Annotated in this window: 5 protein-coding genes, 5 pseudogenes and 1 riboswitch; of the genes and pseudogenes, 6 read left to right on the forward strand and 4 right to left on the reverse strand. The window is 68.7% G+C overall.

Annotated features, from left to right (window positions below; all coding sequences use genetic code 11):
- Window positions 1-3: 3 nt before the first annotated feature.
- Both G6N41_RS19525 and istB read left to right on the forward strand, forming a co-directional pair.
- Window positions 4-474 (forward strand): annotated as a pseudogene (locus G6N41_RS19525) (IS21 family transposase); the annotation flags it as partial.
- Window positions 471-1283 carry an IS21-like element helper ATPase IstB gene (gene istB / locus G6N41_RS19530; RefSeq protein WP_198965343.1) on the forward strand — a complete coding sequence of 271 codons (813 nt, stop codon included), beginning with the start codon at window positions 471-473 and terminating at the stop codon, window positions 1281-1283. The pseudogene G6N41_RS19525 and the gene istB, both read left to right, overlap by 4 nt.
- Window positions 1284-1348: 65 nt before the next feature.
- On the opposite strand, the pseudogene G6N41_RS19535 reads toward istB, so the two are convergent.
- Window positions 1349-1594 (reverse strand): annotated as a pseudogene (locus tag G6N41_RS19535) (PPE domain-containing protein); the annotation flags it as partial.
- 222 nt (window positions 1595-1816) lie between these two features.
- Window positions 1817-2029, reverse strand: a riboswitch (cobalamin riboswitch).
- A 386-nt stretch (window positions 2030-2415) separates the two neighbouring features.
- Here G6N41_RS19535 and G6N41_RS19540 point away from each other — a divergent pair.
- The gene (locus G6N41_RS19540; RefSeq protein ID WP_198965428.1) at window positions 2416-3405 is read left to right on the forward strand and encodes a 1-aminocyclopropane-1-carboxylate deaminase/D-cysteine desulfhydrase; all 990 of its coding nucleotides are present in this window, start codon (window positions 2416-2418) and stop codon (window positions 3403-3405) included.
- 271 nt (window positions 3406-3676) lie between these two features.
- Here G6N41_RS19540 and G6N41_RS19545 read toward each other — a convergent pair.
- Window positions 3677-4147, reverse strand: a pseudogene (locus G6N41_RS19545) (DIP1984 family protein).
- 172 nt (window positions 4148-4319) lie between these two features.
- Here G6N41_RS19545 and hrpA point away from each other — a divergent pair.
- A complete protein-coding gene (gene hrpA, locus G6N41_RS19550) occupies window positions 4320-8261 on the forward strand; it encodes an ATP-dependent RNA helicase HrpA (protein WP_198965429.1) in 3942 nt (1313 codons plus the stop codon).
- Window positions 8262-8469: 208 nt separating this feature from the next.
- Window positions 8470-10969 (forward strand): annotated as a pseudogene (locus tag G6N41_RS19555) (PE family protein).
- A 59-nt stretch (window positions 10970-11028) separates the two neighbouring features.
- On the opposite strand, the pseudogene G6N41_RS19560 reads toward G6N41_RS19555, so the two are convergent.
- Together G6N41_RS19560 and G6N41_RS19565 are read right to left on the reverse strand one after the other, a co-directional pair.
- Window positions 11029-11595 (reverse strand): annotated as a pseudogene (locus G6N41_RS19560) (FKBP-type peptidyl-prolyl cis-trans isomerase).
- Between the two features lie 102 nt (window positions 11596-11697).
- On the reverse strand, window positions 11698-12087 hold the full coding sequence (locus tag G6N41_RS19565; protein WP_231608607.1) for a hypothetical protein: 390 nt from the start codon (window positions 12085-12087) through the stop codon (window positions 11698-11700).
- Window positions 12088-12178: 91 nt separating this feature from the next.
- On the opposite strand from G6N41_RS19565, the gene G6N41_RS19570 reads away from it, so the two are divergent.
- Window positions 12179-13150 (forward strand): NAD(P)-dependent alcohol dehydrogenase, encoded by a 972-nt coding sequence (locus G6N41_RS19570; protein ID WP_198965430.1) that lies wholly within the window; start codon window positions 12179-12181, stop codon window positions 13148-13150.
- Window positions 13151-13286: the final 136 nt, after the last annotated feature.

A 13286-nucleotide genomic window follows, 5' to 3' on the forward strand; every position in this document is an offset into this window, starting at 1 on the left:
GACCTAGTCGAACCGGCTACCGGGATGATCGTGGCCGAACACGAACTGGTCGCCCCAGACTCAGCGTCGATCCTCGATGAGCACTACGACGGGCCAAGGCTGGCACCGAGTCGGGGCCCGCGGCCCAAGACCAGCGTGGAGAAGCAGTTCTGCGCCCTCGGCGCGGACGCCGAGGCATTCCTCGTCGGCGCCGCGGCGATCGGCAACACCCGCCTAGCCGCAGAGCTGGAGATCCTGCTCGCCCTGGGGGTCGCCCACGGCACCGACGCGCTGATCGCGGCGCTGCACCGGGCGGTAGCGTTTCGCCGGTTCCGGGCCGCCGACGTGCGCTCCATCCTGGCCGCCGGCACCGGAACCCCACAACCCCGCCCTGCCAGGGATGCGCTGATTCTGGACCTACCGGTCGCCCCGATGCGTTCCCTGGACGCCTACAAGATCGGACCCGTCGGAGCCGATGACGAGGTGATCTCATGACCACGACATCACCAACGACTGCCGTCGAACCCGTGGCGCCGCCGTCGTTGCCGCCGCTGGCCGCTGATCTGGATGCCGGGCTGCGGCGGTTGAAGTTGGCCGCGGTGCGGCGCAGCGCACCCGAGGTCTTGCTGACCGCCAAGACCCAACGCTGGACTCCTGAGGAAGTGCTGCGCACGCTCGTCGAGACCGAACTGGCCGCCCGGGATGCCTCCAACATCGTCAACCGGCTCAAGGCCGCCGCGTTCCCCGTCTCGAAAACGTTGGAGTCCTTCGACGTGGCCGCCTCGTCGATCCCGCCGAAGGTTTTCGACTACCTGTCGAGTCTGGAATGGATACGGGCCCAACAGAACCTGGCGATCATCGGCCCGGCCGGCACCGGCAAATCCCACACCCTGATCGGGTTGGGGACCGCGGCGATCCACGCCGGGCTCAGGGTCCGCTACTTCACCGCCGCTGATCTCGTCGAGACCCTCTACCGCGGCCTGGCCGACAACACCGTCGGCAAGATCATCGAATCGCTGCTGCGGGTCGACCTGATCATCTTGGACGAACTCGGCTTCGCCCCACTCGATGACACCGGTACCCAACTGCTGTTCCGCTTGGTCGCCGGCGCCTACGAACGCCGCAGCCTGGCCATCGGGTCACACTGGCCCTTCGAACAATGGGGCCGGTTCCTGCCCGAGCAGACCACCGCAGTCAGCATCCTCAACCGCCTGCTACACCACGCCAGCCTCGTCATCACCGACGGCGACTCCTACCGCATGAAGGACGCCCAGCACCGGAAGGAGCAACCCACACCAACCTAGGAACTACCGCCCGGGGTGGATACTTCTATCTGGCCACCAGCGGATACTTCAACTTGGCCATTGACAGCCTGTATCAGCCACATCAGATATGGCACGTGGGCCGCCACGTAGATTTCGGCGGTCGGACCGTCCCACGCTCCGGCCTGTACGGCGGCGAGCAGAGCGGCCAGTTCCTCGGCCGCCTCGGCGTAGGTGATGCTCAGCGAAGTCCACTCGCCCGCGGCCACCAGCAACGAACCGGGGCCCGGGCCGCTGCTCAACAGGGCCGAATGCACCTCTGGCGGCGCCGCCATCCAGATCGGCGCGGTCATCGATCACCGCCAGCGAACCGATGCTCACCGATGTGAGGCGCGGCCGACATCCTGACGGTGTGGGCACGTGGGGCCATCAATAGTCCTCCGGTACGACGGGATGCCCGCGCCTGGTGAACCGTGGTAGCCGCTAGAGCCGATGAATGGCGCCGTCTGCCCGGCACCGTGTCTGCATACCTACGACCATCCGCCCAATCCACGAGGCGACGCGCGCCGAACACAACGTGCCCGGCGCAACTGGCAGGTCTTCGGACTCGCAGGCCCGCACCGACGATGGTGCTCCTACTAACCGTCGCTTCCCTGTCCCAGGCTGTGGGGCCAGTGCCGATGACGGTGTTCGTTCCTGCATACCGCTGCGGGACAGTCCCGGATTCCCACCGGGTTCCCTCTCACGACGAAGCCGCGAAAGCCTCCGCCGCTTGATGCCGACAACACTCAGAATGCCGCCAGCAAACCAGCTACGCGGCTTAGATTACTCGACGCGCACGCTTTGGGCCCAACGCTCACACCTAAATCACAGCGGGAAGCCAGGCGGATAGGCGACGCTGATGCGGATTGAGATCCAAATGTAGATGGGGTGACCCCCCTCGGCGGCAGCATCAAATCCGTTCGAGGGGGAGCGGCTGGAACAGCCATGTTGGCGACGAGTTTGCTGAGGTTGGGTCACAACTGCCGTGACCGGGCTTCATACTCGCCGCCGCCGCGCTGGCATCGGTGATAATGGCCGAAGTGTGGACGTCCAATGATGCTGATGTTCGACCGGCCCAGAGGTGGCTGTTCGCGAGGTCACGGATGCGAGGCTCCCTAGGCCCGGTAGCCGCGTGAACGCCTACCTGCATCAGCGATTCCCCGAGCTGCGCACCACCCTCGAGCGCGTCACCCTCGGCGACGGTCCCACACCCGTGCGCCCCCTGTCCCATCTGATCAGCGCTTGCCCGTCGATCTGGATCAAAGACGACGGCGCCTACGGCAACGGGGGCTGGGGCGGCAACAAAGTCCGCAAACTGGAATGGCTGCTGCCCGAAGTAAGGCGCCAACGGCGAAGCACGATCCTGACCTTCGGTGGGCTGGGCACCAACTGGGGACTCGCGGCCACGCTCTACGCCGCCGATCTGGGGATTCACACCGCTCTGGCACTCATTGACCAGCCGGTAGACGAGCATGTCGAAGCCCAGCTCGACCGCCTTCGGGCATCCGGTGCCGACATCTATCTGACGCGCTCCAAGGCCCGAACGGTGGCCGCCGCCCCGTACTTATACCTGCGCCACCGACGTCCCTACCTGCTACCGGCCGGCGGGTCCTCACCCCTGGGAGTCATCGGCTATGTCGAGGCAGCATTCGAACTCGCCGCGCAGCTTAGAGACGGTGCGCTGCCGACGCCATCGTCGATCGTCACCGCGGTCGGGTCTGGGGGTACGGTGGCCGGCCTGCACCTGGGCCTCGCGCTCGCCGGCCTGACCGATATTCAGGTGATCGGCGTCGTTGTCAACGACAAGCTGCGACTCGACCATCGATCGATCACATCGCTGGCTCGACGGGCCGCACGTCTGCTGCAAGATCGCGGCGCCAAGCTACCGTCCATCGACCTGCCTGCCGAGCGGCTGACCCTGCTGCGCGACTGGCTGGGGCCCGGTTACGGCCACCCGACCAGCCAGGGGACTCTGGCACTGAAATTCGCGCGCGAATCCGAGCATCTCGATCTCGAACCCGTCTACACGGCCAAAGCGATGGCCGCCCTGCTCGACCTGACCACCAGCGGCCGGCTGCCAGTGGGACCGACGCTCTACCTGCACACCAACGGGCCGCGGTAGCGCGCACCGGGGTGCCGTGTTGCACCCCGGTGCCGCCCGCACTGCTACGCCAAGGTGGGTGCCCCTTACCCGCCCTCGCCATCACGGATCTGCACGTGGTGATGTGCTGTGTGCTGTGCCCTATCACCGGTGCGCAATGCTGGGCTGCGATGTCAAGGAGGGAATCGAACCCTCTGCGCTGCCCTCCGCGCAACAGCAGAGACCGGACTTTGCCCGCCGATCTTGGGCTTGTGCACGCCTCCCCGACAACTATCTGCTCCACCTCGGCCCGCTAATCCAGCAGCTCGACCTCCCAGTTGGACTGTTGGATCCGAACATCGAGCTCACGAAGTTCGCGGGCGAGCTCGTCGGCCTGGGCGCGCAGTTCGGCAACGGGCAGGGCCGGCAGCATCTTGAGCTCGGACCGCAGTTAGCGCGAGTAGGTGGGCTGGTTGCTACCGGCGGCCGCGTCCGCGGCGGCGGTGAGCACGTAGTGACGCAGACGCAGGGCGTCTCGGCGGGCCAGCGCGTCGGTCAGCGTGCCGTCCGCGCCGATCGCCGTGGCGGCGTTGGTGCGGTTGATGCGCCGGATCAGCGTCTCGTACTCATCCAGCGTCTCGCCGGCTTCGGCGAGCAGAGCCGCGGCATCCTCGGCCGGTTCCTCGCCTTCTTGATAGCGGGCGTTGCCCACGATGCGCGTGCGCAGCTGCTCGACCCGCCGCGCCGCGTTCGCGCGCAGCGATAACGCCTCTGCCAGCTTCACAATCCCTGTTCCTCAGTTCGTCAGCCCAAGCGCCGGCTCTCGCCAAGGCCCGGCCGCAAGCCCTTAGCATGATGGCTCCAAATCAGGTAGCTGGCAACGAATTTTCGGTGGCCGGTCAGATCCGCGGACCGCGCTATCGAGGGGCCACGCGGCACCGCCTACCCTGACCGGAGTGGCCGATCTGTCCGTTGCGCAGCTGCGCAGCCGTCTCGACGGTCTGAGCACCCGTGACGCCGTGCGTCTGGGGAGGCGCCTGAAGGAGCTTCGCGGCGCCAAGCCGGAGAAGCTGCAGCAGCTGACCGAGCAGATCGCTGTCCAGATTTCTGCGGCCGAGGTGCTGATTGCGACGCGACAAGCCGCCGTTCCGGCGATCACCTACCCCGACCTGCCGGTCAGCGAGCGTCGCGAGGAGATCGCCGAGGCGATACGGGCGAACCAGGTGGTCGTCGTCGCGGGGGAGACCGGGTCGGGCAAGACCACCCAGCTACCGAAAATCTGCCTGGACATCGGCCGCGGGGTCCGCGGGACGATCGGACACACCCAACCTCGGCGGCTAGCCGCCCGCACGGTCGCGCAACGCATCGCCGACGAGCTGCAAACCCCGCTGGGCGACGCGGTCGGATACGCCGTCCGGTTCACCGACCAGGTAAGCGAGCGCACCCTGGTCAAGTTGATGACCGACGGGATTCTGCTCGCCGAGATCCAGCGCGATCGACGCTTGCTGCGCTACGACACGCTGATTCTGGATGAGGCCCACGAGCGCAGCCTCAACATCGATTTCTTGCTCGGATACCTGCGCGAGCTGCTGCCGCGCCGCCCGGACCTGAAGCTGATCGTGACGTCGGCGACGATCGAGCCGCAACGCTTCGCCGCCCACTTCGGTGGGGCGCCGATCATCGAGGTGTCCGGACGGACCTACCCGGTCGCGATTCGGTACCGGCCGTTGGAGGGTCCCGTTTCGACGGGGTCCCCGGAAGACTCCCGCGACCCGGACGACCCGGACCACGAAATCGTCCGCACCGAGACCCGCGACGAGGTGGAGGCGATCGTCGACGCGGTCCACGAACTGCAAAACGAAGCCCCCGGAGACGTCCTGGTTTTCCTGTCCGGGGAGCGTGAGATCCGCGATACGGCCGAGGCACTCAGCGGCCTCGAACACACCGAGGTGCTTCCGCTGTATGCCCGGCTGCCGACCGCCGAGCAGCAGAAGGTGTTCGCGCCGCACACCGGGCGCCGCGTCGTGCTGACAACCAACGTGGCCGAAACATCGCTGACCGTGCCGGGCATCCGCTACGTCGTCGACCCGGGCAATGCTCGCATCTCGCACTACAGCCGCCGCCTCATGGTGCAGCGGCTACCGATCGAACCGATCTCCCAGGCGTCCGCCGCGCAGCGGGCCGGCCGATGTGGTCGGGTTGCCCCCGGCATCTGCATCCGCCTCTACTCCGAGGACGACTTCGCCGCCCGACCGCAATACACCGACCCGGAGATACTCCGGACCAACCTGGCCGCGGTGATCCTGCAGATGGCGGCGCTGCAGCTGGGCGAGATCGAGAACTTCGGATTTCTCGACCCGCCGGATCGGCGCAGCGTTCGCGACGGCGTACAGCTGTTGCAGGAACTCGGCGCCTTCGACCCAACCGGCGCGATCACCGATCTCGGCCTTCGCTTGGCGAGGCTGCCGGTTGACCCCAGGCTGGGCCGGATGATTCTGCAGGCCGGGGTGGAGGGGTGTCTGCGTGAGGTCCTGGTCCTTGCCGCGGCGCTGACGATCCCTGATCCGCGGGAAAGACCAACCGACCGCGAAGAGGCAGCCCGCCAGAAGCATGCCCGATTCGCCGACGAGGACTCGGACTTCATGTCCTACCTCAACCTCTGCAGGTACCTCGGCGAGCAGCGAAGAGCTCTGTCACGCAGCGCTTTCCGGCGGATGTGCCGCAACGAGTTCCTGCACTACCTGCGCATCCGGGAGTGGCAGGACTTGGTCGGACAGCTGCGCAGCATCTGTCGCGACCTCGGCCTAGCCGAGTCAGGAACGCAATCGGATGATCCGGCCGAGCCCGCCCGGGTGCACGCGGCGCTGCTGGCCGGGCTGCTCTCGCATGTTGGGATGCGCCGTGAAGACGGCCGGGAGTATCTGGGTGCGCGCAACTCGAGGTTCGTTCTGGCGCCCGGATCGGTGCTCACCAAGCGACCGCCACGCTGGGTCGTGGTGGCCGAGCTGGTCGAGACCAGTCGCCTCTACGGGCGCATCGCCGCCCGCATCCAGCCGGAAGTGGTCGAGCGAGTTGCGGGGGAGTTGGCCCAACGCGGCTACAGCGAACCGCACTGGGACGCCAAGCGCGGCGAGGTGATGACCTACGAACGGGTGACGCTGTACGGTTTGCCGCTGGCCGCGCGCCGACGCGTGGGGTACTCGCGGGTCGAGCCCACGGTGGCACGGCAGCTGTTCATCCGCCATGCGCTCGTGGAGGGCGACTGGCAGACTCGTCATCACTTCTTTGCCGACAACGCGCGGTTGCGCACGCAACTCGAAGAACTGGAGGAGCGGGCCCGCCGACGCGACCTGCTGGTCGATGACGATGACGTCTATGAGCTCTACGACGCCCGCATCCCCGCCGAGGTCGTCTCCGCACGGCACTTCGACACGTGGTGGAAAAAGCAGCGCCACCAGACGCCGGATCTACTCACCTTTACCCGAAATGAGCTGCTGCGCAGCGATGATCCTGCCGACACCGATCGGCCGGACGCCTGGCAGACCGACGACGCGGCACTGCCCCTGACCTACCGGTTCGAGCCCGGCGCCGCCGATGACGGCGTCACGGTGCACGTGCCGGTCGACGTGCTTGCCCGCTTGGGGGACGACCAGTTCGCCTGGCAGGTGCCGGCGTTTCGCGAAGAACTGGTCACCGAGCTCATCCGCTCACTCCCGAAAGACTTGCGCCGCAACTTCGTTCCGGCCCCCGATGCCGCCCGGTCGGTGCTGGCCGGGATCGACCCGGCCAAAGAGCCGCTACTGCAGGCATTGCAGCGCGAACTACGCCGTCGCAGCGGCGTTTTGGTACCCATCGATGCCTTCGACCTGACCAAGCTGCCACCGCACCTGCGGGTGAATTTCGCCGTGGAATCCGCCGATGGCACCGAGGTCGCCCGCGGCAAGGACCTCAAGGCGCTGCAAGCCGAGCTGGCGGCCCCCGCCCAGCGGGCGGTCGCCGACGCGGTTGCCGGCGATCTGGAACGAAAAGGGTTGCGCGCCTGGCCCGATGGCGTGGACGAACTGGCGCGCGTCGTCGAGCGCAGCGTCGGCGGGCGGGCCGTGCGAGGGTTCCCGGGGTTCGTCGATCAAGGCTCGCACGTGGACCTGCGAGTGTTCGCGACGGCGGCCGAACGTGACCATGCGATGGCACCCGGCACCCGGCGACTGGTGCGGCTCGGTGTGGCCGCACCGCTGAAAGCCGTCGAACGCCAGCTGGACCCACGCACCCGCCTGCTGCTCGGGACCAACCCGGATGGTTCGCTGACCGCGCTGCTCGCCGACTGCGCCGACGCGGCGACCGACGCACTGACACCGGGGCTGGTATGGACGCGGGCCGAGTTCGCCGCCTTGTGCGCCAACGTGGCGAAAGCGCTGGTCCCGATGACCATCGACATCGTGGGGCGCGTCACGAAGGTACTCGCCGCCGCGCAGGAGGTGCAGCTCGCCTTGCCCGCGAAGCCACCGTCGGCGCAGACCGACGCGATCGCCGATATCCGCGCCCAGCTGGACCGGTTGGTTCCACCGGGCTTCGTGGCCGCAACCGGGCGGGCACATCTCGGCGACCTCGCCCGCTACCTGATCGCGATCCGTCGACGCCTTGACCGGTTGCCGCATGCCGTTGCGGCCGACCGGGACCGGATGGAGCGGGTACAGGCCGTTGTGGAGGCCGACGACGAACTTGTGCACACGCTGCCGCTGGCACGGGCCAGCGCCGCCGACGTCCGCGACATCGGCCGCCAAATCGAGGAGTTGCGGGTGAGCCTGTGGGCCCAGCAGCTCGGCACCCCGCGTCCGGTCAGTGAACAGCGGATCTACCGGGCGATTGACGCCGTGCACCACAGCGACACGGAGCGCTGAGTTCGCGCCGGAATCCGAAGCGAAAGTGGCCCGCATCACAATAGGCTGTTGCTGACCCGAGCTCGTCGAAACCAGCCGGGAACCCCCCGGCTGGTTGTGAGCCTTCTGGAGGTTCGACATGACCGCGCTGACGGCGGTTCCGGAAATCGTGGTTTAGGCGGCCACCGAGCTAACGAACATAGGTTCTTCGGTCAACACCGCCAACGCCATGGCGACGACGCAGACCACAACCATCGTCGCCGCGGCCCAAGACGAAGTATCAGCGGCGATCGCGGCGCTGTTTTCTGTTCACGGTCAGACCTATCAGCAGTTGAGCGCGCAGGCGATAACTTTTCACGAACAGTTTGTGCGGACGCTGAGCAGCGCCGGAGGCGCCTACGCAGCTGCGGAGGCCGCCAACACCGGACCGCTTCAGCAGCTGTTGGAGGCGATCAATTCGCCGGTACAAGCGTTGACCGGGCGGCCGCTGATCGGCAATGGCGCCAACGGTGCGCCGGGCAATGGCGCCAACGGTGGCGATGGCGGCTGGCTGCTCGGCGATGGCGGCGCCGGCGGGTCGGGCGCCACCGGCCAAGTGAGAGGTAACGGCGGGGCGGCCGGGCTGCTGGGATCGGGAGGTGCGGGCGGGGCCGGGGGCGGCTCCACGGTCGGTAACGGTGGTGCCGGAGGGGTTGGGGGGGCCGGGGGCTGGTTGTCGGGTAGTGGCGGAGTCGGCGGGGCAGGTGGGGCGACCAGCGACGTTGGCGCGGTCGGCGGGGCCGGCGGCGATGGCGGGGCCGGGGTTCTGCTGGGTGCCGGCGGAACCGGCGGGGCAGGCGGAGCGGGCCGTCTCGGGAGTGGCGCGACCGGCGGGGCCGGAGGAGCCGGGGGAGCCGGGGGGGCCGTGGGCCGGACTGGTCGGTGCGGGAGGAGGCGATGGCGGCATCGGCGGGATGGGACAAGACAATGGCGGAGCCGGCGGGACGGGTGGCAGCGCTGGGGTGCTCGGTGGCCCAGGCGGGGCCGGCGGCACCGGCGGATACGGCGGTGCGACAGGCGGCAGCGGTGGTTCCGGCGGTGACGCCGGCGGGATGTTCGGCGTGCGGGGGCTATTCGGCACCGGTGGGGCGGGCGGGACCGGAGGATTCGGCAGTACATCCGGGGCGGCCGGGGGGACCGGCGGTGACGGCGGGTTGTTCTTCTCCAGCGGCGGGGCCGGCGGGGAAGGCGGTGCCGGCGCGACCGCCGGCCCGGGTGGGGGCGGCGGGGCCGGCGGATTGCTGTTCTCCGACGGCGGCGTCGGCGGAGTCGGCGGCTCCAGCACCGGCGGTGTTGGGGGCCAGGGGGGAACGGGAGGCCGGGCGGGCCTGCTGATCGGCAACGCAGGCGCCGGTGGCGCGGGTGGCGAAGGTACGGCGGCTGGAGGCGACGGCGGTAACGGCGGCAACGGAGTGCTGATCGGTAACGGTGGCAACGCCGGTACCGGCGGAGCGGGTCCGAGCAACGGTGGCAATGGTGTCGGCGGTACCGGTGGTGTGCTGCTGGGGGCCGACGGATTCAACGCCCCGGCGAGCAGCTCACCGCTGCACAGTTTGCAGCAACAAGCGCTGACCGCGGTCAATGCCCCCATTCAGGCGGCCACCGGGCGCCCGCTGATCGGCAATGGAGCCCCGGGGGCTACCGGCAGCGGCGCGAGTGGGTCGCCCGGGGGTTGGTTGCTTGGTGACGGCGGGGCCGGCGGCTCCGGAGCTGCCTGCTCGGGTATCGCCGGTGGTGACGGCGGGGCAGCCGGGCTCATCGGTACCGGCGGCACCGGCGGCGCCGGCGCTGGCTCGGCCTCCGATGACGGCGGCGGCGGCCCCGGTGGGGCGGGCGGGTGGCTATCCGGTGCCGGCGGGGTCGGCGGAGTCGGCGGATTCTCACTGACCGGCGGGAGCGGCGGGGCCGGCGGGGCCGGCGGGGCCGGCGGGCTGTTGGGTGCGGCCGGGCTGGGCGGTGCCGGCGGGGCTGGCGTCAACGGAGACGGTGGTGGCGGCGGGAGCGGCGGGGCCGGCGGCCTACTGGGTGGGCTGGTCGGCGCCGGTGGCGGCGACGGCGGGGCCCGGGGAGCCAGCGAGTCGGCAAACGGCGGGGCCGGCGGGGCTGGCGGCCATGCCGGAGCGTTCGGCGGGCCCGGCGGTGCGGGCGGGAGCGACGGATTTGGCGATGCGACTGGGGGGATTGGTGGCACCGGCGGCAATGCCGGGATGCTGTTCGGCAGCGGCGGGGCCGGCGGTGACGGTGGATTTGGCCTGGGTGTCGTGGGTGGGCACGGCGGGGACGGCGGCAACGCCGGCCTGTTGTTCTCCAGTGCGGGATCTGGATGATTTGGCGGTTCCAGCACGAAAACCGCTGGTGACGGCGGGATGGGCGGGGCAGCCGGGTGGCTGGGCTTCGGTGGGGCCGGTGGAGCCGGCGGGTTCGGTGGCGTGGTCGGTGCAGGCGACGGGGGCTCGGGCGGCAACGGCGGTGCCGGCGGTCAATTGTTGGGAATCGGCGGGGCCGGAGGGGCCGGCGGACAGTCGCTATCGAGCGGCGTTGGAGGCGACGGCGGCACTGGCGGCAACGCCGTGCTGATCGGCAACGGCGGCAACGGCGGCAACCGCGGCAACGTTGGAACCGGCACCCCCGGCGCCGGTGGGTCAGGTGGGGTCCTGCTAGGCGACGAAGGGCTCAACGGCTCGCCCTAGTCGAGGCAACCAAACGACGGGGACCGCCAACTCAGGTCGCACGGCCCGCGGGCCGCGAATCAGTTCGAGGCGCTGAGGACCTTGATCGCGAAGACCAGTGTGTCGCCCGGACGGATGCCAGCGCTGGGCTGGCCGTCGGGGTAACCATCGGCGGAGGTCATTGCGACGGCAACCGTGGAGCCGACTTTTTGTCCCGCGATGGCCTTTTGGAAGCCCGGCACCACCCCATTGAGCGGGAAGACGACCGGGGCACCCCGTTAGTAGCTGCTGTCGAAGACCGACCCGTCGCGCCCATTGACGCCCATGTAGCAGACGGAAACCCTCGCCGTACCCGGGACCACGGGGCCGTCGCCGGCTTGCAGCGTATGCACCTGGGTTTGATTCACGCTGAACGGGGTCGACACCTTCACGACTGGAGCCGCCGTCTCGGTGGATCCGGTGACGGCAACGCTGCCGGTGGCCCCGTTGAGCGTCCACTCCGGCGTCGCGCCACTGGACGGCGCCGCGGTTGGACACGAAGCGGCGGCGGTTGCCGTTCCCGATGCGGCGAGCGGAACGCCGATTGCCGCGACGCAGGCGGCAAGTACAGCGGAGGAATAAACCCGGAAAGACTTCACGGCGCTCAGGCTACAACCACTGGTCACCGCCCCAATTGGTAGCCCTGCCATAGCCGACCAGGCGAAGCGGCGGTGCCACGCGGCGCATTGAGCTGTGCCCTTTGGAACCGCTCAGAAATGGCTGGGATTAGCGGGGTTCATCGGGCTCATCGGATTTGCCGGGTTCATCGGATTTGCCGGATTTGCCGGGTTCATCGGGTTTACCGGATCCATCGGGCTCGCGGGGTTGAGAGGACTGTTCGGCCCATACGGGCCGAGGTTGCATAGGGCATCCGCATTCGCCATGCAATCCGCAGGGTCAAACGGGTTGACCGGGTCCGCGCTGGCGGGGGCGGCAGCAAGGAGGGCAGATGCGGCGCAAAAAGCGCCTATTTCCAATACTTTTCCAAAGCCACGGCGGGCACCAGAAAACGTCGTCAACCTCATCGAAATAATCCTTCTTTCTCTAGCGCCATCAATGGTACCGAGGAAAACGATGCATATCGCACGGCGATCTTCCATGCCGTAAGTCCCGCCGGCGCCTGACCGACCCGAGACCCGGGGACCGGTCCGGTGTCACCGGTAGGGAACCCGTTTCACTAGCCTCTGGGGCATGAAGGCCATGGCGCAGCGAACGTGGAATCCGGCAGAATCGCTAGAACTCATCGAGCTACCCACGCCCGAACCGAAAGCCGGCGAAGTCCGGGTACAGGTCCAGGCGATCGGGGTCAACCCGGTCGACTGGAAAATGCGCAGCTCGGGCCCCCTGCGGCTGGCGGCACGCCTGATCGGACCAAAGCCACCGGTGGTGGTGGGGGTGGACTTCGCCGGAGTGGTCGAGGCGGTCGGTCCGGGCGTGACGCGCGCCGCCCCGGGAGACCGGGTGGTGGGCGGCACCAACTTCTCGCGTGGTCAGCGCGGCTCTTACGCCGACACCGTACTGGTGCGCGAGGACCAGCTCTGCCGCGTCCCGGACACGGTGGACATCGCAGTGGCGGCCGCCTTGCCCGTGGGCGGTGTCACCGCCTGGATGGCGGTCGTGGAGCTGGGCCGCATCCGGCAAGTGCCACCCGCCGACCGGCGGGTGCTGGTGCTGGGTGCCTCCGGGGGCGTGGGCCAGCTGGCCGTGCAGATCGCCAAGCTGCAGGAGGCCTTCGTGGTCGGCGTGTGCTCGACAAAGAACGTCGAGATGGTCAAGGACCTAGGGGCCGACCTCGTTCTGGACTACAACCAGGGCGACGCGCTGGCGCAGGCCAAGCCGCATGCCCCATTTCACGTCGTGATCGACTGCGTGGGCAGCTACTCCGGCGACGGGTGTCGGGCTCTGCTGTCTTCGCGCGGTCGCCACATCATGGTGGCCGGCGACGAGCCCAGCTCCGCCGTGCAAGTGGTGGTGCCCCCGTTCAAATCCAAGGCAATCCTGGGCAGACCCAACGGCGCGCGGCTGGAACCGCTGGTGGATGCTGTGGCCGCCGGCAAGCTGCGGGTGAGCATCGCCCAGAAGCTCCCACTCACCAGCGCCGAGGAGGCCCACCGGCTCAGCCAGACCAGCCGCATGACCGGGAAACTGATCCTCGAGCCCTGAGATCGTCTGCCGGGCACTTTGACTGTGCCGACGGTCAGTTGCGCGACAGTGCGGGGCCAATGCAGGGCACCCCGGGGCCCGACGAGTGCGGCGACGCCAACATCTCATGACGGTTTCGGTTGCGCAAAGGTACTGC

Source organism: Mycobacterium shottsii (assembly GCF_010728525.1).
GTDB lineage: Bacteria > Actinomycetota > Actinomycetes > Mycobacteriales > Mycobacteriaceae > Mycobacterium > Mycobacterium marinum.

Coding starts and splice junctions, on each gene's coding strand:
- istB (WP_198965343.1), top strand. CDS start 471: ATGACCACGACATCACCAACGACTGCCGTCGAACCCGTGGCGCCGCCG.
- G6N41_RS19565 (WP_231608607.1), bottom strand. CDS start 12,087: ATGGAAGATCGCCGTGCGATATGCATCGTTTTCCTCGGTACCATTGAT.
- G6N41_RS19570 (WP_198965430.1), top strand. CDS start 12,179: ATGAAGGCCATGGCGCAGCGAACGTGGAATCCGGCAGAATCGCTAGAA.